The sequence below is a fragment of the Vibrio sp. V12_P9A6T4 genome, assembly GCF_963874835.1.
In the GTDB taxonomy this organism is placed as follows: domain Bacteria; phylum Pseudomonadota; class Gammaproteobacteria; order Enterobacterales; family Vibrionaceae; genus Vibrio; species Vibrio anguillarum.
In genome coordinates this window covers 62,221-81,931 of the sequence record NZ_CAWNJO010000060.1, presented here as the reverse complement: position 1 = coordinate 81,931, position 19,711 = coordinate 62,221, and the positions used below count along the sequence as shown (strand labels likewise).

20 protein-coding genes are annotated in these 19,711 nt (G+C 44.8%); 10 read left to right on the top strand and 10 right to left on the bottom strand.

Annotated elements, in window-relative coordinates; all coding sequences use genetic code 11:
* Nucleotides 1-9: 9 nt before the first annotated feature.
* Entirely contained in the window at nucleotides 10-885 is an 876-nt protein-coding gene (locus AACQ42_RS10130; protein WP_026027659.1) for a LysR family transcriptional regulator, read from the bottom strand.
* Between the two features lie 256 nt (nucleotides 886-1,141).
* Between AACQ42_RS10130 and AACQ42_RS10125 the strand changes: the two genes are divergently transcribed.
* From AACQ42_RS10125 to recR, 6 genes are all read left to right on the top strand, one after another.
* A complete protein-coding gene (locus AACQ42_RS10125; RefSeq protein WP_017044561.1) occupies nucleotides 1,142-2,260 on the top strand; it encodes a response regulator in 1,119 nt (372 codons plus the stop codon).
* A 331-nt stretch (nucleotides 2,261-2,591) separates the two neighbouring features.
* Complete coding sequence (locus AACQ42_RS10120) at nucleotides 2,592-2,957, top strand: YbaN family protein (RefSeq protein WP_017044101.1); 366 nt, start codon at nucleotides 2,592-2,594, stop codon at nucleotides 2,955-2,957.
* Nucleotides 2,958-3,114: 157 nt separating this feature from the next.
* On the top strand, nucleotides 3,115-3,660 hold the full coding sequence (gene apt, locus AACQ42_RS10115; protein WP_013857239.1) for an adenine phosphoribosyltransferase: 546 nt from the start codon (nucleotides 3,115-3,117) through the stop codon (nucleotides 3,658-3,660).
* A gap of 21 nt (nucleotides 3,661-3,681) precedes the next feature.
* Nucleotides 3,682-5,826 carry a DNA polymerase III subunit gamma/tau gene (gene dnaX, locus AACQ42_RS10110; RefSeq protein ID WP_094165717.1) on the top strand — a complete coding sequence of 715 codons (2,145 nt, stop codon included), beginning with the start codon at nucleotides 3,682-3,684 and terminating at the stop codon, nucleotides 5,824-5,826.
* 82 nt (nucleotides 5,827-5,908) lie between these two features.
* A complete protein-coding gene (locus tag AACQ42_RS10105; RefSeq protein ID WP_013857237.1) occupies nucleotides 5,909-6,238 on the top strand; it encodes a YbaB/EbfC family nucleoid-associated protein in 330 nt (109 codons plus the stop codon).
* Nucleotides 6,239-6,273: 35 nt separating this feature from the next.
* Entirely contained in the window at nucleotides 6,274-6,873 is a 600-nt protein-coding gene (gene recR / locus AACQ42_RS10100) for a recombination mediator RecR (protein WP_013857236.1), read from the top strand.
* Nucleotides 6,874-6,951: 78 nt separating this feature from the next.
* Here recR and AACQ42_RS10095 read toward each other — a convergent pair whose 3' ends face one another.
* Nucleotides 6,952-7,200 carry a YkgJ family cysteine cluster protein gene (locus tag AACQ42_RS10095; RefSeq protein WP_013857235.1) on the bottom strand — a complete coding sequence of 83 codons (249 nt, stop codon included), beginning with the start codon at nucleotides 7,198-7,200 and terminating at the stop codon, nucleotides 6,952-6,954.
* Nucleotides 7,201-7,358: 158 nt separating this feature from the next.
* On the opposite strand from AACQ42_RS10095, the gene AACQ42_RS10090 reads away from it, so the two are divergent.
* Entirely contained in the window at nucleotides 7,359-7,799 is a 441-nt protein-coding gene (locus AACQ42_RS10090) for a YcgN family cysteine cluster protein (protein ID WP_017047805.1), read from the top strand.
* A 22-nt stretch (nucleotides 7,800-7,821) separates the two neighbouring features.
* Here the strand turns inward: AACQ42_RS10090 and AACQ42_RS10085 are convergent, their stop codons facing one another.
* The 5 genes from AACQ42_RS10085 to gap all read right to left on the bottom strand — a co-directional run bounded on the left by AACQ42_RS10085 (nucleotide 7,822) and on the right by gap (nucleotide 12,293).
* Nucleotides 7,822-8,172 (bottom strand): hypothetical protein, encoded by a 351-nt coding sequence (locus tag AACQ42_RS10085; RefSeq protein ID WP_017044563.1) that lies wholly within the window; start codon nucleotides 8,170-8,172, stop codon nucleotides 7,822-7,824.
* Between the two features lie 150 nt (nucleotides 8,173-8,322).
* Nucleotides 8,323-9,246 (bottom strand): ChaN family lipoprotein, encoded by a 924-nt coding sequence (locus AACQ42_RS10080; RefSeq protein WP_217898842.1) that lies wholly within the window; start codon nucleotides 9,244-9,246, stop codon nucleotides 8,323-8,325.
* Nucleotides 9,247-9,316: 70 nt separating this feature from the next.
* Entirely contained in the window at nucleotides 9,317-10,138 is an 822-nt protein-coding gene (rlmA, locus tag AACQ42_RS10075; RefSeq protein ID WP_094165716.1) for a 23S rRNA (guanine(745)-N(1))-methyltransferase, read from the bottom strand.
* A gap of 119 nt (nucleotides 10,139-10,257) precedes the next feature.
* Complete coding sequence (locus AACQ42_RS10070; protein WP_094125885.1) at nucleotides 10,258-11,142, bottom strand: D-hexose-6-phosphate mutarotase; 885 nt, start codon at nucleotides 11,140-11,142, stop codon at nucleotides 10,258-10,260.
* Nucleotides 11,143-11,297: 155 nt separating this feature from the next.
* Nucleotides 11,298-12,293, bottom strand: a complete 996-nt coding sequence (gap, locus tag AACQ42_RS10065; RefSeq protein ID WP_010317219.1) for a type I glyceraldehyde-3-phosphate dehydrogenase — start codon at nucleotides 12,291-12,293, stop codon at nucleotides 11,298-11,300.
* 337 nt (nucleotides 12,294-12,630) lie between these two features.
* Here gap and msrB point away from each other — a divergent pair, with 337 nt between their 5' ends.
* Complete coding sequence (gene msrB / locus AACQ42_RS10060) at nucleotides 12,631-13,035, top strand: peptide-methionine (R)-S-oxide reductase MsrB (protein WP_094163341.1); 405 nt, start codon at nucleotides 12,631-12,633, stop codon at nucleotides 13,033-13,035.
* A gap of 47 nt (nucleotides 13,036-13,082) precedes the next feature.
* Here the strand turns inward: msrB and AACQ42_RS10055 are convergent, their stop codons facing one another.
* Nucleotides 13,083-13,907 carry a DUF2989 domain-containing protein gene (locus AACQ42_RS10055; RefSeq protein WP_013857227.1) on the bottom strand — a complete coding sequence of 275 codons (825 nt, stop codon included), beginning with the start codon at nucleotides 13,905-13,907 and terminating at the stop codon, nucleotides 13,083-13,085.
* A gap of 101 nt (nucleotides 13,908-14,008) precedes the next feature.
* On the opposite strand from AACQ42_RS10055, the gene AACQ42_RS10050 reads away from it, so the two are divergent.
* Nucleotides 14,009-14,293, top strand: coding sequence for a YeaC family protein (locus tag AACQ42_RS10050; RefSeq protein ID WP_013857226.1), 285 nt, complete (start codon nucleotides 14,009-14,011; stop codon nucleotides 14,291-14,293).
* A gap of 92 nt (nucleotides 14,294-14,385) precedes the next feature.
* On the opposite strand, the gene ansA is transcribed toward AACQ42_RS10050, so the two are convergent.
* Together ansA and sppA are read right to left on the bottom strand one after the other, a co-directional pair.
* The gene (gene ansA, locus AACQ42_RS10045; RefSeq protein ID WP_017044568.1) at nucleotides 14,386-15,399 is read right to left on the bottom strand and encodes an asparaginase; all 1,014 of its coding nucleotides are present in this window, start codon (nucleotides 15,397-15,399) and stop codon (nucleotides 14,386-14,388) included.
* 120 nt (nucleotides 15,400-15,519) lie between these two features.
* The gene (sppA, locus tag AACQ42_RS10040) at nucleotides 15,520-17,370 is read right to left on the bottom strand and encodes a signal peptide peptidase SppA (RefSeq protein ID WP_094165715.1); all 1,851 of its coding nucleotides are present in this window, start codon (nucleotides 17,368-17,370) and stop codon (nucleotides 15,520-15,522) included.
* A gap of 212 nt (nucleotides 17,371-17,582) precedes the next feature.
* Here sppA and AACQ42_RS10035 point away from each other — a divergent pair, with 212 nt between their 5' ends.
* A complete protein-coding gene (locus AACQ42_RS10035) occupies nucleotides 17,583-19,586 on the top strand; it encodes an NADPH-dependent 2,4-dienoyl-CoA reductase (protein ID WP_094165714.1) in 2,004 nt (667 codons plus the stop codon).
* Nucleotides 19,587-19,711: the final 125 nt, after the last annotated feature.

Genomic DNA, 19,711 nt, shown 5'->3' with positions numbered 1-19,711 from the left:
GCCTAAAATCTAGTGGATGTGATAGGCAATCACAAAATCAATAAATAGCCTGACTTTTTCAGGTAGATGATCCTTGTGGTTATACAGCATATAAATATCACGAGGGTTGGAAACCCAGTCTTCCAGTACTCTGACTAAGCTGCCTTCTTCGATAAATTCTTTAATCATTACATCTGGCATTAAGGTGATACCCAGCCCCTCAGAGCAAGCGCTGCGCACTACGTTTAAAGCGTTGGCCTGAAAACGACCAGTATCACAATTGACCACGCATTCCCCTTTATTGTTGGTCAACTGCCATTTTACTAGAGGATATCCCTTCAATAATGAATGATTACTGAGCTCTTCGGCATGAGTTGGTGCAGGGTGTTTCGCTAAATACCCTGGGCTTGCGACTAACACATCTTTCACTTCATTAATTTTTCGCGCAATCAAACTGGAGTCTCGTTGAGGTCCAACTCTAAAAATGACATCCCATTCGGTTGGGTCGAGTTGATCGGCCTGATTGCTGGTGGTCAATTCTATGTTGATATCTGGGTACTGCATCATGAAGGCATTGAAGATAGGCATCATCATGCGTTTCGTGACATTAGATGGTGACGATATTCTTAGTTTGCCTGAAGCGCCACGACATTCATCGGTGAGCTCTTCTGCTGTTGCAGCTAAGCGATGCAGCAACGGTGAGCACTCTTGAAAAAAACGTTCACCCGCTTCAGTCAGCGAAAGTTTTCGAGCATGGCGATTCAACAATCTAAGATTCAGAGAATCTTCCAATGCTTGAATGCGTCGGGTAATGGTCGCAACGGGGATCATTGTTTTACGAGAAGTTGCGGTATAGCTTCCATTTTCGACAACCAGTCGAAAGAGGTTTAGGTCATCTAATTTCATTGTTCCTGACACATTATTTTTCGAATTTGAGTAATTTATACGTATATCATTTGTCAAATCTTGAGTCATATCAACTTGTTTGACGAAAGTAACATTCCGTACAATCCATACATAGCCCATATATATAGTATGCAACCGAGTTACAAAGTGGAACATTTGTATAAATCTTATTTTGCGACTACTTTATAAAGTAACCTATCAATTTATCCTATAACAATAAAATGACTGCTTTTTAAAAGCATTGTGAGGCAGGATTATGTATAAATCTCACATTCAGGCTAGTGAGTTCTTGGCGAAAAAACCTTCAGACAATCAGCACGTCGAGCAAAAACTGATCATGCTCGTTGATGATGACCCAATTTTTAGGCGAATAACCAGTGGTTATTTGTCGGCTCAAGGCTATAAAGTGCTTGAAGCTGAAAATGGCTTAGAGGGGTTGCGCAAGTTAAAAGATGCGGAGCCTGACCTTGTTGTGTGTGACTTAGCAATGCCAGTACTGAACGGCATTGAGTTTGTTGAAGAGGTGAGCCTTGAGTATCCCTCGCTGCCACTGATAGTGGTCTCTGCAACTGATGAAATGGCTGATGTTGCAAAAGTGCTGCGATTTGGTGTTAAGGATTTTCTTCCTAAACCGATTGGTAACCACCAGTATTTAAGCAGTGCAATAGAAAGTACGCTCGAAGATACGTTCAGTCGTTTATCTGATCAGCGCGATTTTTCGACGCAATGGTTCCGGGTCGATGATGGTGGTGATATTCCAGAAGAACAAGAGTTGCATTGGCATCTGGAGTATTTACGAGAAAACCCCAGTACCGCGAAAGATTTGCTGCACGCGTTATTACCAGAAAAGGATACTTCACAAGGCAGTTGGAAGTGTAGTTACCGTCTTTTACAATCGGCGGATGTGATGCCGCTGGTATTTGACTATGCGTGGTTGATGAACGGGCAGTTTGCCTTTTACTTGGTCGATTCAGATGCTCATTATGAAAATAGTGTGGCTTCAACATTGCTCGTTCGTGCTCTGTTTCACGATTATCTTCGCAACTTAAAAAGCTTCAGTGCCGATCTGAAAGACCTTGCCGACATACTGGAAAAAGGTATTGAATGCTCAGAGTGTGCTAATCCAATCAACGCAGTATTCGGTATTGCGGATTTAAGCGAAGGTACACTCTCTATCCTGCCAGCTGGGCTCGACAGTCAATGGTCAAATGGCTACTTAACTCAACATATTGCTGCGGGTGTTAGCCTTGGGCAGAACTGTTTAAAAAACTTTATCACTAAAGATTTACCGATCAACTCAACTTGTCAGCTATCAACTAATCGCTTAGGTTCGAGTAGTTTCAAACTCAATATTTACCAAGGTGGCAGCAGTTAATAACCTTATCTTTAGTCGGTGTTTGCGGTGATTTGTTTGAGGTATAGTTCGCGTCTAGAACAACAATCACCCAATTCGTTTACGTTACATTAACTTTGTTTATGGTGCCAAAACGAACGGAGTCATCCAACACTAGAGAAGTTATGATGGAAGAGCAGAATTTTAAAGAACCTTACAACATTTTTTATTTTTTAGGCTTTATTGCCGTACTTTCGATCCCTACATTGCCAGCAATACTGACTTGGATCCGTGTGTTTAATGGTTATTCAACTTTCTGAGTTGGATAGTACGTTGGGAGTTCACCATCAATATTCGTCATTTTCTTCTTACGGTGGCTGGTGGGCTCTGCCTTCTGTTAGGCGTGATAGGCATATTCTTACCGCTACTCCCCACAACCCCTTTCATACTCCTTGCTAGCGCTTGCTTCTTACGAAGTAGCCCTCGTTTTCATGCTTGGTTGCATCAACATCAGACGCTAGGCCCAATACTGGATAATTGGCAGCAACATGGCGCTGTTTCGCGGCAAGTGAAACAACGGGGATGTTTGTGGATTATTCTAAGCTTTATTTTTTCCATCTGGGTTGTCCCACACTTTTGGCTCAAAATTATGTTGTTTACTATGCTTGTGGTCCTGATCACTTGGTTTATTCGACTTCCCACTCATGAGCAGGTTGCTAACCAACAAGAAAATCACTAGCATTATGGGGAAGTGTGCCCATTCTTCGAATGGGCGTTTGTTTTTTCAGCGGCTAAGATATTGTGGCTTATCTATGTTGCTGAGAGCTCACGCTCTATCATTCTGATACGTAAATGTATCGTGAGAAATGAAGAGCCAATCTAAGTAAATGTAAGTTATGACAACCGAAACTATCTCTTTGATCAAATCGAGCATTCAAAGCATCCCTAACTACCCAAAACCTGGCATTTTGTTTCGTGATGTAACTAGCCTGCTAGAGGATGCAAAAGCCTATCAAGCAACCATTGCTTTATTAGTCGAAAAATATAAAGACATGGGCTTTACCAAAGTTGTGGGTACAGAAGCGCGTGGTTTCCTATTTGGCGCGCCATTGGCTTTAGAGCTTGGTTTGGGGTTTGTACCTGTACGTAAGCCGGGTAAGTTACCACGCGAAACGTTAGCTCAATCTTACGAATTGGAATACGGTACTGACACATTAGAAATTCACGTTGATGCGATCAAACAAGGTGATAAAGTGCTGGTGGTGGATGATCTACTGGCAACGGGTGGTACGATTGAAGCGACGACTAAATTGATCCGCCAGCTTGGTGGTGAAGTTGAGCACGCGGCTTTTGTCATCAACCTGCCTGAAATTGGCGGAGACAAACGTTTACAAGGTTTGGGCCTGAACGTTTATAGTATTTGTGAATTTGAAGGTCACTAAGCTAATCAACTGGACGTACTCATGAGTTATCTTGCCTTAGCGCGAAAATGGCGACCAACAAAATTTAATGAGGTGGTGGGACAAGCACATGTCTTAACTGCACTAGAAAATGCGTTGGCCCAAAATAGATTGCACCATGCGTATTTATTCAGCGGTACACGTGGTGTAGGCAAGACGACGATTGGTCGCTTGTTTGCCAAGGGGTTAAACTGTGAAACAGGTATTACGGCCACACCTTGTGGCCAATGTGATACTTGTCGAGAGATTGACCAAGGCCGTTTTGTTGATCTTTTAGAAATAGATGCGGCATCACGAACCAAAGTCGAAGATACGCGCGAATTACTTGATAACGTGCAATACAAGCCTGCTCGCGGTCGATTCAAGGTGTACTTAATCGATGAAGTTCACATGCTGTCGCGCCACAGTTTTAACGCTTTGCTTAAAACGTTGGAAGAGCCGCCTGAGTATGTGAAATTCTTGCTCGCTACGACAGATCCGCAAAAGCTGCCGGTTACGATTTTATCGCGCTGCTTACAGTTTCATCTTAAGCCGATCAGTGTTGAAAATATCCACGATCAGCTTGAGCATGTTTTAGCGGCAGAGCAGATCCCTTGTGAAGCGAGAGCATTAAGAATGATCGCTCATGCTGCCGATGGCAGTATGCGTGATGCACTTAGCTTAACTGATCAAGCGATTGCACTAGGTAATAACCAGGTGATGGCCGATGTAGTCGCCCCAATGCTTGGCACGCTAGACACAGATCAAGCACTCCATTTACTGCAAGCCATTAGCAGTAAACAGCCTCAAACGGCGATGGATAGCGTTGCACATTTAGCACAAAATGGTGTGGATTGGGATGGATTACTACAACAACTCTCGGCGCAGTTACACCGTATTGCGATGTATCAAGCGTTGCCAGCAACACTGGACAAAACCCAACCTGACTCAGAGAAAGTGCAACTGCTTAGCAAAGCACTGAGCCCACAAGATGTGCAGCTCTATTATCAAATTGCTTTAAAAGGACGTGAAGATTTAGCACTTTCGCCAACCGCTCGAACGGGGCTGGAAATGATTGTGCTACGTATGATGGCGTTTCGTCCTGCTTCGGTATCGTTGGTGAATACGTTCAGTACTGAAGTGAGTTCAGATGTCGCAGTGCCAAGCCACGGCACTCCTTCACAAAAACCTGTATCAGTGGTAACGCCTCTAACTGAACCTACGCAAACGTCGGTGGCTCCCGTATCGGATAGTCAGGTTAATGAGCCACAAAGGCATGAGGATACTCAGCCTGATTATGGCATCGTTCAAGATTACGATAACCGCTATGCGGATATGAATGATGACATGTCCAGTGCAATGGAATATGCCCCAGAATCGTATGAGCCTGCACCAGTTCCTCAACCACCAGCACCTTCTTCAGCTCCACGTCCCTCACCGATTGCAGGGCTGCGACACCAGTTGCGTTCACAGCGCCAAGGGGTTGCTCAGCCAGCAAAAGGAGTGAATGAAACAAAGAGCAACGGGACAAAAAAGCCTAATGCGGCATCGACTAAATCTGAATCTGTGCTTGAGCGTGTTGCCTCGCATGGAAAATCAGCTCGAGTGTCGCCTTTGTCAACATCCGCTCCTGAAGCTGTCCCAACTTTGGACAACGAGCCTTATCAGTGGCGTCCAACGCTGCAACCTGTGGTGGTTGAACAACAAAAAACAGAGCTGACACCGACACAAATTAAGCAAGCGCTAGAACATATTAAAACGCCAGAGATGGCAGAAAAGTTACTTGCAGAATCGATAGAACAAGATGAATGGGCAGCTCTGATCCACCAGCTCGATATTGCCAAGTTAGTGGAACAATTAGCACTTAATTCTGTCTACCACAAATCGGGCTCATCAATTGAGCTAGTGCTGCGGCCAAGTCAGGCCCATCTTAATACCGATAAAGCACAAAGCGAGTTGTTAGAAGCGCTCAATGAGACATTAGCTGAAGAGTGCCACCTTAGCGTGACAATTGGTGAGCAAGGTGAGACTCCATTGGAGCTTAGAGAGCGTCTTTACCAACTCAAATTAGAGCAAGCATTGAACAGCTTGGAGGCCGACCCTCACGTAATGTTCTTCAAGCGACGTTTTGATGCGGAACTTGATCGCGACAGTGTGCGGCCGATTTAATCAATTAAGCGAGTGTGGGGTTGAATCTATATGTTATGACCCCACCTTATGTGAAACACTCAATTCAACCAGAGAGATAAACATGTTTGGTAAAGGCGGTATGGGCAACCTAATGAAGCAAGCCCAACAAATGCAAGAGCGCATGCAAAAGCTACAAGAAGAAATTGCGAATATGGAAGTGGTTGGTGAGTCTGGTGCTGGTCTGGTAAAAGTGACCATTACTGGTAGCCACAGCGTACGCCGTGTAGAGATTGATGAAAGCTTGATGGAAGACGACAAAGAGATGCTAGAAGATCTGATTGCCGCCGCTTTCAATGATGCTGCGCGCCGCGTGGAAGAGACTCAAAAAGAAAAAATGGCTTCTGTCACTGGCGGTATGCAATTACCACCAGGTATGAAGATGCCGTTTTAACGAACGACCTTTTTAACAAACAGAATAGGTTACTAATGCGTACCAGTCATATGCTGGAGCATTTGATGGAGGCCTTACGTTGTCTGCCTGGGGTGGGTCCCAAGTCAGCACAGCGTATGGCCTTTCATTTGTTACAGCGCGATAGAAAAGGCGGCTTACAGCTCGCCGATGCTTTAAGCCAAGCCATGACAGAAATTGGACATTGCAGTGAATGTCGAACTTTCACTGAAGAAGAAACTTGTCATATTTGTAGCAACCCTAAGCGGCAGGATAACGGCCAACTCTGTGTAGTCGAAAGCCCTGCTGATATTGCGGCCATTGAAGCTACAGGCCAATATTCTGGACGTTATTTTGTTCTGATGGGGCACTTATCACCTTTAGATGGTATCGGCCCGAGTGATATTGGTTTAGATACGCTGGATTACCGTTTGCAACGTGGTGGCATTGCCGAAGTCATTCTTGCCACTAACCCAACCGTTGAAGGGGAAGCGACCGCGCACTACATTGCGGAATTATGTCGCGCCCATCAAGTCTCTGCGAGCCGTATTGCTCATGGTGTGCCTGTTGGCGGTGAGCTTGAGCTTGTTGATGGCACGACGCTATCACATTCTTTGCTTGGCAGACAAAAGCTGTAGCACCTTTCGAATCATTGCCCTAGCTGCTGGGGCAATTTTGAGTGACGCCATTAATTAATGGCAAACAAAGCAGTGCCATCAAGTGATTTTTTCGAGTTCGGTAATGTTGCTCAAAGCTTCTTGGTTCGTGTTGCCACAGACCATCGGGCAAGGCTTAAATTCGTGGCATACTTTTGGACGTTCAGGCTTACCAAATAACTTGCACAAATTAGCGTCATTAAGTTGAATGCAACGTACACCTGCTGGCTTTCCTTGCTCCATACCCGGGATGGAGGAAGAAATACTAGGGGCGATACAACACGCACCACAACCAAGTCTGCATTCCATAATTGAGTACCAGTAAAAAGAAAAGGGTGACGATCCTAGCAGATGTGACCGAAGTGTACAGCAATAGCTTCCTAAATTAACAAGCCGTTTTTATCCTTGAACTTTGGTTGGTGTGGAGGTATAACACGCACCCCATTCGTTAAGTAAGATAGAGACTCATGAACACACCATTCTGGCAAAATAAGAAATTAGAACAAATGACGGAATCGGAGTGGGAGTCGCTTTGTGATGGATGCGGTAAGTGTTGCTTACACAAGTTAATGGATGAAGATAGTGATGAGGTCTATTACACCAATGTCGCTTGCAGTTGGTTAAACAGCGATACCTGCTCATGCAAGGATTATCCAAACCGCTTCAATTCTGGTGAGGAGTGCTTAAAACTGACGCGTGATAAAATTGATGAATTTAATTGGTTGCCGGATACGTGCGCCTATCGTGTACTGTCAGAAGGCAAAACATTGCCGCAATGGCATCCTTTGATTACCGGCTCCAAAGAGGCGATGCACGCCGCGCAAGAAAGTGTTCGCAACAAAGTCGTTTATGAGATTGATGTTATCGACTGGGAGGACCACATCATCAACCATCCAAACCGCAATTAATATCCAATAGAAATCTAAAAGACTAGAGAAGCAGTAACAAACCTCCTACTGTTGCTGCGGCGGAAAAATATTTCCCTGCGGAATAGGAGCTATCGTCTTCTTCTGGTTTTTTATCTGGATGATCTAACCCCAAAGCACCATGAGCAAATGACTCCACTTTGCCTGTCACGGTTTTCTCTTTGTTTTCTAACTTACTCTCTTTGTCGAGTTGTTGCAGCGCTGCGAGCAAGGCTTTGCCTTCATCAGACAAAGTGACGGTATTCTGCTCCACTTTGAGCGGGGCAGAGGGGGGGGATGCCGCTGTAGAATTTGCTTGAGCTTTAACTTGCTGGAGTGAATGCAGTTGCGCTGAGCTTGTCCCTACCGGTGTCATACTTCTCTCCTATAAATGCCATCAGTTAATGTATCGACAGATTTATGAAAAACTTGTGCAAAAAATTCGCAATTTGTATGAAGTATGTACAAGCAAAAAACGCGCCTACTTTATATGAAAAGAATAAGCAGGCCCGTTATTCGCCGCTAATTAGTCGCAAGTGAGATCTGTGTTGCGATTCTTTATCTGTTGATAGGCTTGCATGCGATGCTCTGCTTGAACATAGGCGGTGGGAATTGGCAGTACAGTGAGTTGGAAATCAGGATACGATGCCTGGGTATCCTCTACGGGCGTGATGATGGCAACCTTTAAATCAGGATTTCGACGAAGGATAGAATGCGCCGTGCCTAAACCCTGCTCGGTGTGGAACTTACCTGCGATGTGCATCACCTGAGCTGTCGGGTGGTTTTGTAAATAATCCACCATGCTTTCTGCCATTGTTTCATCCCAAGCGACCTGAGCTGCGTACTGTTTTTCAGTTTGCTCTTTTGAACCGTGGTGCATTGATTCCATGAACTTCGCTTTGTAGGGAGAGGTTGAGGTGTCAATTTGGTGTGCAACCTGAGCCCGCTCTACTGGCGTTAATTTATCAAGGTATTTGATCCCTACTTTGCCGATACAACGTACGAAAGGTTTAGGCGCATTAGCGGCAATGACATCCAACTGCTGTGATTTTGCAAATTCAACCAGTGGGCGGTAGTCACTTTGGTAGTTTGGCCACGCTCTGGTCTGAGAAATAAGGTATTGTTCGCCGATTTCTCCTGCTAGATAGCGGTTCAGTATCTCTTGTTCATCGCGTGAAAATTGTTCCATAGACAAGGCTACATGGGTGTTTTCGCGGCTGAGTTGTGCCAATAGCTCGGTTTGGAAGCGATGAATGGCTGGGTGTGTATGCCACTCACCGACTAAAATGATATCGGCATTTTTTATCTCATTCGGCAGCGAATTGAGATTCAATGGTTTGCCGCTAGGGGTAGATAATTGGTAGTCATAAAAGTGAGCAATGGGCTTCGGCTGGTGCGAAGCACAGCCAAAAAGTGGTAATAGTAGAGCCAGAGAAGTAACTAAGCGCATGAGTGTCTCCATTTTGAATTTGGCATAATAATGGAGACACTGTGGATTTGCAATATAATGAGAATTATTATCAACTAACTTTGCGATAAACGCTGATCATAAAATCGGCCTCACAATTAAATTGCTCAGCTTGCTTTAATTGCGCTCTTAGCTCATCACTGGCCCGCCATGCAAACGGCGTCATCTGTAATAAATCAAAAGCATCGTTACCGCTTAATGCCATGGTGTAGTGCAGTTTTTGTTGCTCTACTAATGTAAACCCAGCTATCTCTTCTGCGGTTTCATCATGCAGTTGAACATTAGGATAGATCCCTTCTTTTAACTGATAGAGGTGCCTTGCCGCGGGTGTAACGGTAATCACCACTCCTTGCTTTTGAATGCAGCGGTAAAGCTCTTGTGCTTTACAGGGCGCATAAATTCGTAATATACCGGCTAGGGAAACATCGTCAAAGGGCAAGCGGTGGCTGGAGGCAACGACAAAGTTGACCATAGGGTAGCGCTTTGCTGCATAACGGACGGCGATTTTAGAGATATCTAACCCATAGGTGACCGATTGTGTCGAGTGTTGTGCAAGCGTTTGAGCGACAAATTGGGTGTAGTAACCTTCGCCGCAGCCGATGTCTAAAAACTGATAAGAAGAATCTTGCAGATACTTACTGCACAACTGAGCGACCGTCTGACGCATCAGATCGTAATGTCCACCTTCAAGAAAACGGCGACGAGCTTGCATCATCTCTTTATTATCACCCGGATCTTTTGAGCGTTTATGATGTGCAGGCATCAAATTGACGTAGCCCTCTTTGGCTATATCAAATTGATGATTATTTTCACATTTCAATATTTGCTGCTGTTGCAACAGAGGTTGCTGGCAAAGGGGGCACAGATACGCCATGAAGATCTCGCTTGAAAAACAAAGGCGCCAGTTTAGCGTCTGCGGCTAGAAATAAAAAGGACAGCGTGATTTCACTGTCCTCAGCATGAGTATGATGACGGAAAATTCGCCAAAAAAACTTAGTTGGAAAAAACCGTCGTGACGAGCTGATGGCTTTCACCTGGTTGCAAGGTTTTTCCTGCGGACAAGCAAGGGGCATGCAGTGTAGATTCAACACACAGCATCGTTTGATAACCATCGTCAGGCATATCTGCCATTGATTGAGCGCCTTGAGCCCATGGGTTCCACAAGACGGCAGAGTTGTGTCCAGTGTTTTCAACCACTAACGTACGATTCAAAACAGGATCTTGGACCTGAATTTGTGCTTCAGGCGCGGTATAGACGCGATCAATCGTATCGGTGAGGACCAGTGTTGAACCACCTTGACACATTTTTGCATCTTGTAAGCTGTCTATATATTCAACGCCCATACCTGTAGTAGTGGTCTGGGTAATATTACCAACCTTGAGGTAGCTGTGCAGCGCTGCAGAAAACGTCCATGCTTTCTCATCCGTATTGGTCGTTTCTAAAGTGACTTTTAACTTGTCACCAATTTCAACATAAAGACGAGTTTGGAATTGAAATGGCCAAATAGCCAGTGTTTGGGGCGAATGGTCGAGCCCTAGCACGATAATGACGCCCTGCTCGTTTTCTCTATGTTCAATCAATGCCCATTCACTGGTGCGTGCGAAACCATGGGCTGGTGCAGCAATACGGCCAAACCATGGCCAACAAACAGGGATCCCGCCTCTTAGAGCGGCTTTACCGTCAAAAATGGCCGTGTCACTCATCCAAATGAGCTCATCTTGTCCTTTAGGAGTGAATGAGATGACATGGCCGCCATGCAGTGTAATTCCGGCGGTCGCTTTGTCATGAATAACGCGAACAATTTTAACGCCCTCTTTCTCAACGATGGTGACGTTGTCAGAAAGATAAGTCAGGGTAGGGAGAGATTGCAGATCCATAAATTCGATACCTCATACCATTCCTACCGGATAAATAAGTAAGGAACGGCTCGGATTGTCTAACGCAGTCCCATTAATGAAAGGGACAGATACTAAAAAGGCGACACAATGGCCGCCTTTTTGTTCTCAACGAATTTCTTCGCTAAACACTACGATTATTTAGAAACGTGAGCGATTAGGTCTAGAACTTTGTTTGAGTAACCGATTTCGTTGTCGTACCAAGATACAACTTTAACGAATTTGTCAGTCAGTGCGATACCAGCTTTAGCATCGAATACAGATGTGTTGATTTCGCCGATGAAGTCTTGAGAAACAACTGCATCTTCAGTGTAGCCTAGAACGCCAGCGAATTCGTTTTCAGAAGCGCGCTTCATTTCAGCACAAATTTCTGCGTAAGATGCTGGGTTTTGTAGGTTAACAGTTAGGTCAACTACAGAAACGTTCGCTGTAGGTACGCGGAAAGCCATACCAGTCAGTTTGCCGTTTAGTTCTGGGATTACAACGCCAACCGCTTTAGCTGCGCCAGTTGAAGATGGGATGATGTTTTGAGAAGCACCACGACCACCACGCCAGTCTTTCGCAGAAGGACCATCTACAGTTTTTTGAGTCGCTGTAGTTGCGTGAACAGTAGTCATAAGACCAGACTCGATGCCCCACTTGTCGTTAAGAACTTTAGCGATAGGTGCTAGGCAGTTTGTAGTACAAGAAGCGTTAGAAACGATGTCTTGGCCAGCGTAAGAAGCGTGGTTAACACCCATTACGAACATTGGAGTCGCGTCTTTTGAAGGACCAGTTAGAACAACTTTTTTCGCGCCAGCAGTGATGTGCTTACGAGCGGTTGCATCGTCTAGGAATAGACCTGTTGCTTCAGCAACCACGTCAACACCGATTGCATCCCATTTTAGATCTTCTGGGTTACGCTCAGCTGTTACACGTACAGTTTTGCCGTTTACAACTAGGTTGCCAGCTTCAACTTCAACAGTACCGTTGAAACGGCCATGAGTTGAGTCATACTTTAACATGTATGCCATATAATCTACGTCGATAAGGTCGTTAATACCTACAACTTCGATGTCGTTGCGCTCTTGCGCTGCACGGAATACGAAACGACCGATACGGCCAAAACCGTTAATACCTACTTTGATAGTCATTATAGTTGCTCCACAACTTAATTTCTGATTAAAGATAACTGGTAGTAAAATTACAGAATCCAGTAAATGTCTGCAACAGATAATCGGACTTAACTTGTTTAAAGTCAAAAAAAAGCGACGCTTTTTTTCACAATTAATCGTAAGTGATTAAATTTTAAACTTTATACCGCTTCTGTTTACTTTCAGTTGGCGTAAAATACTTTAGCCTTCTAAGGCAGTTAGAAATTACATACCTACCATTTCATGGTGAGAAAGTATGTGCTACAAAGAGTGGAGTATGCAAGTTTTTGACATAAAAAGTACCAGTGCAATATTGAGAAGAAGGGAAGTTTTGTAAGTGAAATCGAAGATTGATAATAATGTTAAGCCTGATGAATACTGGCGTGAAAGACTAACAGATGATGAATTTTATGTTTGCCGTCAACGCGGTACAGAAGCCCCGTTTAGTGGCAAGTTATTACATAATCGTGACACAGGTGTGTACGCGTGTACCTGTTGCAGCAGCCCGTTATTTGTCTCCAACAATAAGTATGATTCGGGGTGTGGTTGGCCAAGTTTTGATGCACCGATCAATGATACTGCAATCCGCTATCTTGAAGATTTAACGCATGGAATGATTCGAACTGAGATCCGTTGTGCGGTGTGTGATAGCCATCTAGGGCATGTTTTTCCTGATGGACCTCAAACAACAGGTGAACGATTTTGTGTCAATTCAGTGTCGTTAATTTTCAACAAAAAGTGAAAAAGCGGTGAACTTATCACCGCTCTTTGTTTTATGATTACATTTTGTTAGTTGGCAAAGTCGAGAGGAATGAGCTCTGGTTTAAACTGTCCATTTTTGATCGCGTCAACGATTTTTTCGGCGATATCGTCGAGTGCATCAAATTTTTCTTGATCAAACCCGTACAGCAATTTGAGTTCTGTCTCTGAAGCAACCGGCACATTGAATGTTTTCCCTACCATCGCCCAAATGTAAGCTTTTTCTTTCTGTTTGAGAATTTGGTTGGTACTGGCAAGAGATTTGATAGCATCAAGGTTGATACTGCCTTTTGGGCTGAGTTCTAAGGTTCGATGGAGCAAATAGATTGCTTTTTCTCGATCCCGTTGAACATAAAAAGTAGCGAGAGCGTATTGCATTTCTGCTGTATCTAGCTCGGGTTTACCTTCACGTTGTAAGAATTTTCTTTGTGCACTTTTATCACCAATCTGACTCCAGAGAAAGTATAAGGTTTCCGCGGAGCTGGATGACTGAAGCTCTTTTTCAATCTGCTCTAAATCTTTCCCTGTATTGACGAGTGCTGAAAATCGACGTTGTTTGAGTTCCGTTTGATCAATAGCTTGAATTTGTGAAGCGAGCTCGAGACATTTTCGATAAGCTTGAACTAATCCGTATTCTTTAATCTTGTTGCTATCGCTTGGATTTTTAAGTACTTCAAATCGATGCCAGATGAGGTCCGTGCGTGGAACTCTACATTGCCCATCATTTATATTGAGCCTTTCACAGCGCAAATTAGGATTATCGGCACATAGCTTGTCGGTATCTCTGTTATTCTCAAAGCAGCCACTTATAAGAAGTGATAGGCTGAGAATCATGGGCACTTTTATCAAATTCATAATATTAGCTTGTGATCAAATACACTTATTTATTGGGCTTGTCTTGACTCAATATCATGGCAAGTTATGTTTGTGACGAATTCGTTAATTAAGGATAGACCATGGATGCCGATCAACTCATTAACGCCATCACCCCCGAAGCTTACAAGCGATTAATGCACGCTGTTGAAACGGGTAAGTGGCCTGAAGGTACACCACTTTCACAAACACAGCGAGATTCATGCATGCAAGCTGTGATGTTGTATCAATCTAAGCATAATGTAGAAGCGGACCATATGACAGTTGCCGCTGGTGGAGAAATCAGTTTTAAGTCAAAAAATGAGCTTAAAAAGCGCTTTCAAAACGGACAAGACGATATTGTTCGAGTCAATCCAAACCACGAATGAGTCTATTTGACTTGTACAGAATACAAAAATCCCCAATTCATTGAGTTGGGGATTTTGTTAATGAGGGGAAAATATATTGTGGTTGTTTAAAGCTATAAGCTCATTTCACCACGTAATACTTCCTGCATTTTCTGCTTCACTTCTTCATAAGAAAGATTCTGGCTCAGTAAATAGTGAAGCTTGGCTAAAGCGGCTTCGGGTGTCATGTCGTAGCCGCTGATCACGCCTGCTTCTGCAAGTGCACAGCCAGTTGCGTAACCGCCCATGTTGACTTTACCTGCTAAGCACTGAGTTAAGTTCATGACGATCACGCCACGTTCTGAGGCTTCTTTTAAATGCGCTAATAGTTGCGCATTTTGAGGTGCATTGCCCACACCAAAAGTCAGCAAAATCATCGCGTTGACTGGCTGTAATAAGGTATTGCGGATCACTTCGTGAGAGATGCCAGGGTACATGGTAATCACACCGATCGGTTGTGGTGTAATGTTATGGACTCGGAAGGCTCCTTGCGGCTGTTCGCCAACTTTAACGTTACTGCTGATTTGAATATTGATCCCAGCTTCTAACAGCGGAGGAAGGTTCGGCGAGGTAAACGCATTAAAACCATCGGCGTGTGATTTGACACTGCGGTTACCCCGCATCAACTGATTATTGAAGAATAACGTCACTTCATTGATGGGGTAATTAGCGGCGATGTGCAACGCATTAAGTAAATTCGCTTGTCCGTCAGAGCGCAATTCGGCCAACGGAATTTGTGAGCCTGTCACAATGACGGGTTTACCCAAGTTTTCCAGCATGAAAGAGAGTGCCGATGCCGTGTAAGCCATGGTATCCGTACCATGTAAAATCACAAAGCCATCGTATTTGTCATAATTATCTCGAATATCGTTGGCGATTTGTTGCCAATCTTCAGGTGTCATGTCCGAGGAGTCAATCAGAGGGTCATATTCATGAATGGTGAACTCAGGCATTTCAGGGCGCTGAAATTCAGGCATACTTGCGAGTTGTTTTTCCATGAAGCCCGCAATAGGGACATAACCATGGTCGGATTTTAGCATGCCGATAGTACCGCCAGTGTAGGCGATATAGATATGTTTTCTTGCCATAGCTAGAAATCACTCGTGTAGGGGAACAGAGCGGGGGATTATAGCGTATTCACTTAATATAAAAAGGGGCGCTCAACACAAAGCGCCCCAATGGTTTTTAGTCATTACAGATTGATATTGCTACTGAACTTGGCAGTTTAGGCAGAATGCATATTGCCCTTTCGGATCATTAAAATGGTTGAGTAAGCTGGCATCTTGCACCCATTGTTTTGCTACAGGTTGCAGCGACGCTGGCACTAGTGTTGATACATCAAAACCGAAGCGAACTTGCACTTGATTCATGATGTCTTGCAAGAACTGCTCAGCGGGTGAAAGGGGTTCTTCTACCCAATAAATATTGTAGGTCTCTAATTTTGCCAGTTGTGCTGCGAGCTTAATGGCATCATCAAAGTCACCCATTTGATCGACTAAACCATGATCCATCGCATCTTGTCCTGTCCATACGCGGCCTTGCGCGACCTGATCGACTTGTGCCAATGAAAGGCCACGGTTCTCTCCCACCAAACTGATGAAACGCTGGTAACCATGGTTAATGCCCAGTTGCAGTGCGTCGGCCACGCCTTTTGTTAGCCCTGTGGTGACACCGACACCAGAAAAAGGTGAGGTTCCTACGCCATCGGTATAAACCCCCAATTTATTGAGTCCTTTTTCGAATGTGGTGATGACACTAAAAATACCAATTGAACCGGTTAACGTGGTTGGCTGCGCGACAATTTTATCCGCACTCATTGAAATCCAATAACCGCCAGACGCTGCAAGGCTCGACATTGAGACGATAACCGGTTTGCCTGCGTCTTTTAACGCTTGAATTTCATTACGAATAACTTCGGAGGCAAAGGCGCTGCCTCCTGGGCTGTCCACACGCAATACGACGGCTTTGACTTTATCATCGTTACGCGCTTGGCGAAGTAATGCGGCGGTGGTATCACCACCGACTGTGCCTCGTGGGTGATCTCCATCCATGATGGTACCACTAGCCACGATCACGGCTACATCGTCCATATCAGCGTTAAACTGTGGCCTAATGGTGGCTTGATATTCGTAGTAGCCTACGGCGTTGTAGCTATCTTCTCCATTGCTGCCAAATGTTTCGGCGAGCGATAGGCGCATTTGTTGGCGAGTGGCCAATTCATCCACTAACCCTAATTTTAATGATAAAGCAGCGAGATCACCCTCGGTCGCTTTTAATTGCGTCAGAAATTCATCCATTGATGGGTTTAACGTTTTCCCGTCAATCTTACGGTTGGTCGCTACGTCATCAACGTACGCTCCCCACAACTGTGTTAACCAGCGAGAGGCGGACTCTTTCGCCGCGTCGGACATATCGTCACGAATAAATGGCTCAATGGCTGATTTATAAGTACCGACACGGAAAACGTGCGTATTGACATCCAGCTTTTCCAGCAAAGTTTTGTAGTACATCGAATAGGCACTGTAGCCTTTCAGCATCACGGCGCCGTCCGGTGCCAAATAGACTTTATCGGCGTAGCTTGCCAAATAATATTGGCTTTGATTATAGAAATCTCCCACCGCGTAGATGGGTTTGCCCGTGGCTTTAAATTCGTTCAGCGCTTTAGCAATGTAACGTAGCTTAGTGAGGTTGGTTTCAGGCATTTCTCCAAGAGCGAGCACAAGGCCTGTGATTTTCGCATCGTCTTTCGCATGGCGAATGGTCTCTACCACATCAAATAATACATTTTCTTTGGGTAAGTCTTTGCCAAAAAATGAACCAGTCATTGAATCCATCGGATTGATGTAAGAACTCTGTTCAACAATCGGTCCCGATAAGTTCATTACTAATGCGGACTCTTTTTCTATGGTAGGCAGGGGAGAATCGGCATGCACATACAAGAAATAAATCAGTGCAATACTGAGCAAAAAGAACAGGTTGGTTAAGGCTAAACGAATAAAGGTAATGATTTTCCAAAAACCTTTAAATATCAAACCGATAAATCGAAATAGTGATTTCATTGTTTCTCCACTGCGGCTATTCGCAAGCGTGTTTAAATGAATCAAGGGATTAACCTTGAGATATTAATGGCTTACATCCTACGTGATCTAGTATACCCAAACAACCGCAAGATTGATCGGTGTTACAAAAATGTAAACACTTGTTTGATTTTTTTTGTGGGCAATAATATTCTGGTCAGACCATAACGCATAATTATAAAAGTGAAGTCGCCATGTACCCACATCTGTTAGAGCCTTTGGATTTAGGATTTACTCAGTTACGCAACCGTGTATTGATGGGATCAATGCACACGGGATTAGAAGAGCACAAGGAAGGGCTCCATAAGCTGGCCGCTTTTTATGAAGAGCGTGCAAAAGGTGGGGTTGGGCTGATTGTGACGGGCGGGTTTTCGCCTAATTTGCGCGGTCGACTTCACCCTTTCAGTGCTGAATTTAGCAAGGCAAAACATGCGCGTGCACACCAAGTTGTAACTGAGGCAGTGCATCGCCAAGGTGGAAAGATCGCCTTGCAATTGCTGCACGCAGGCCGATACGCAATGCACCCTTTTGCCCAAAGTGCTTCGGCGATTAAAGCACCTATTGCGCGTTTTGCACCGAGTGAAATGAGTGCCCGTCAGATAAAAAAAACCATTGATGCCTTTGCCAGTAGTGCTGAATTAGCTCACCTTGCAGGATACGATGGTGTGGAAGTGATGGGCTCGGAAGGGTATTTGATCAACCAATTTATCTGTAAACGTACCAACATGCGTTACGACGATTGGGGCGGTAGTTACGAAAATCGTATCCGTTTACCCATTGAGATAGTGAAAGCGATTCGTGCAGTGGTTGGTAAAGAGTTCATCATCATTTTCCGTCTTTCAATGCTGGATTTAGTCGAAGAGGGCAGCACTTTTGAAGAGGTTTTAATGCTCGCGAAGGCACTTGAACAAGCTGGCGTGACCATTATCAATACGGGCATCGGTTGGCATGAAGCGCGCGTTCCAACGATAGCGACTCAAGTACCACGTGCTGCTTTTACTTGGGTAACGGAAAAAATCCGCCCACATCTCTCTGTGCCCGTCGTGACCTGTAATCGCATCAACACTCCAGAAGAAGCAGAAAAAATATTAGCAACGGGTCAAGCGGATATGGTGTCGATGGCGCGTCCGTTTCTTGCCGATCCAGAATTTGTTGCCAAAGCCGAGCAAGGAAAAGCCGCGCTGATCAATACGTGTATCGGCTGTAACCAAGCCTGTTTAGATAACGTATTTAAAGGCAAACGGGCCAGTTGCCTCGTTAACCCGCGGGCCTGCTATGAAACGGAAATAGTTATTCGCCCTGCGGCTCAGCCGAAAAAAATGGCGGTGATTGGCGCAGGTCCGGCGGGGCTTGCTTGCGCGACTACCTTGGCTGAGCGTGGGCATCATGTTGATCTGTTTGAAAAAAATGATCGCATTGGTGGCCAGTTCCGTTTGGCGATGCAAATTCCCGGCAAAGAAGAGTTTCGAGAAACCATTCGCTACTTTGCAAATCGTATTGATCAAACCGGTGTGCATCTGCATTTAGATACTGACGTCAATTTTGAGATGCTCGAACCGTACGATGAAGTAGTGATGGCGTCGGGTGTCGAGCCGAGAAAAGTAAAAATTGATGGTATTGATAACCTAGAAAAGGTGGTGGATTACCAAACGCTGATCCGTGAAAAAACACCCGTTGGCGAAAAGGTCGCGATTGTTGGTGCTGGCGGAATTGGTGTCGACGTCGCCACTATGTTGACTGAGCCGACAGAGCATACGCTTGATGATTGGCTGCATGATTGGGGCATCGATAAAGAGATTGCTTATCCCGGAGGTTTGTACCCATTTCCCGATTGTATGAGTGAGAAAACGGTATGGCTATTGCAGCGTCGCAAAGGACGGGTAGGTAAAGGCCCCGGTAAGACCACAGGTTGGATCCATAAACGCACCTTAGAAAAGCGTGGAGTGAATCTACTGGGTGGTGTCGGTTATGAAAAAATTGCCGCTGACGGTTTACATATCACGCTTGACGGTAATCCTTTGCTGTTAGACGCCGACAAAATTGTGATTTGTGCCGGGCAAGAATCGGTACGTCCTTTTGAAGATAAATGGGCATCATTGGGTGAGAAGATGCATGTGATTGGTGGTGCCGATTATGCTGGTGAGCTTGATGCTGTGCGTGCGATTCGTCAGGGGGTAGAGCTGGCGATTAAGTTATAATCTATGGTCCAAGCTAGCCGGTGGTGCTATCACTTGGAGTGATCAGCCAGCAATCGTAAAACAACAAAAGGCGCAAATCGCGCCTTTTGTCTTTCCTATGTTCGTGAAGAACACTCTTCGCTTTG

What these genes read in the sequence shown, in the direction of transcription:
- AACQ42_RS10130 (WP_026027659.1), bottom strand. Translation starts at nt 885, where the DNA reads ATGAAATTAGATGACCTAAACCTCTTTCGACTGGTTGTCGAAAATGGA.
- AACQ42_RS10125 (WP_017044561.1), top strand. Translation starts at nt 1,142, where the DNA reads ATGTATAAATCTCACATTCAGGCTAGTGAGTTCTTGGCGAAAAAACCT.
- apt (WP_013857239.1), top strand. Translation starts at nt 3,115, where the DNA reads ATGACAACCGAAACTATCTCTTTGATCAAATCGAGCATTCAAAGCATC.
- dnaX (WP_094165717.1), top strand. Translation starts at nt 3,682, where the DNA reads ATGAGTTATCTTGCCTTAGCGCGAAAATGGCGACCAACAAAATTTAAT.
- AACQ42_RS10105 (WP_013857237.1), top strand. Translation starts at nt 5,909, where the DNA reads ATGTTTGGTAAAGGCGGTATGGGCAACCTAATGAAGCAAGCCCAACAA.
- recR (WP_013857236.1), top strand. Translation starts at nt 6,274, where the DNA reads ATGCGTACCAGTCATATGCTGGAGCATTTGATGGAGGCCTTACGTTGT.
- AACQ42_RS10095 (WP_013857235.1), bottom strand. Translation starts at nt 7,200, where the DNA reads ATGGAATGCAGACTTGGTTGTGGTGCGTGTTGTATCGCCCCTAGTATT.
- AACQ42_RS10090 (WP_017047805.1), top strand. Translation starts at nt 7,359, where the DNA reads ATGAACACACCATTCTGGCAAAATAAGAAATTAGAACAAATGACGGAA.
- AACQ42_RS10085 (WP_017044563.1), bottom strand. Translation starts at nt 8,172, where the DNA reads ATGACACCGGTAGGGACAAGCTCAGCGCAACTGCATTCACTCCAGCAA.
- AACQ42_RS10080 (WP_217898842.1), bottom strand. Translation starts at nt 9,246, where the DNA reads ATGCGCTTAGTTACTTCTCTGGCTCTACTATTACCACTTTTTGGCTGT.
- rlmA (WP_094165716.1), bottom strand. Translation starts at nt 10,138, where the DNA reads ATGGCGTATCTGTGCCCCCTTTGCCAGCAACCTCTGTTGCAACAGCAG.
- AACQ42_RS10070 (WP_094125885.1), bottom strand. Translation starts at nt 11,142, where the DNA reads ATGGATCTGCAATCTCTCCCTACCCTGACTTATCTTTCTGACAACGTC.
- gap (WP_010317219.1), bottom strand. Translation starts at nt 12,293, where the DNA reads ATGACTATCAAAGTAGGTATTAACGGTTTTGGCCGTATCGGTCGTTTC.
- AACQ42_RS10055 (WP_013857227.1), bottom strand. Translation starts at nt 13,907, where the DNA reads ATGAATTTGATAAAAGTGCCCATGATTCTCAGCCTATCACTTCTTATA.
- AACQ42_RS10050 (WP_013857226.1), top strand. Translation starts at nt 14,009, where the DNA reads ATGGATGCCGATCAACTCATTAACGCCATCACCCCCGAAGCTTACAAG.
- ansA (WP_017044568.1), bottom strand. Translation starts at nt 15,399, where the DNA reads ATGGCAAGAAAACATATCTATATCGCCTACACTGGCGGTACTATCGGC.
- sppA (WP_094165715.1), bottom strand. Translation starts at nt 17,370, where the DNA reads ATGAAATCACTATTTCGATTTATCGGTTTGATATTTAAAGGTTTTTGG.
- AACQ42_RS10035 (WP_094165714.1), top strand. Translation starts at nt 17,583, where the DNA reads ATGTACCCACATCTGTTAGAGCCTTTGGATTTAGGATTTACTCAGTTA.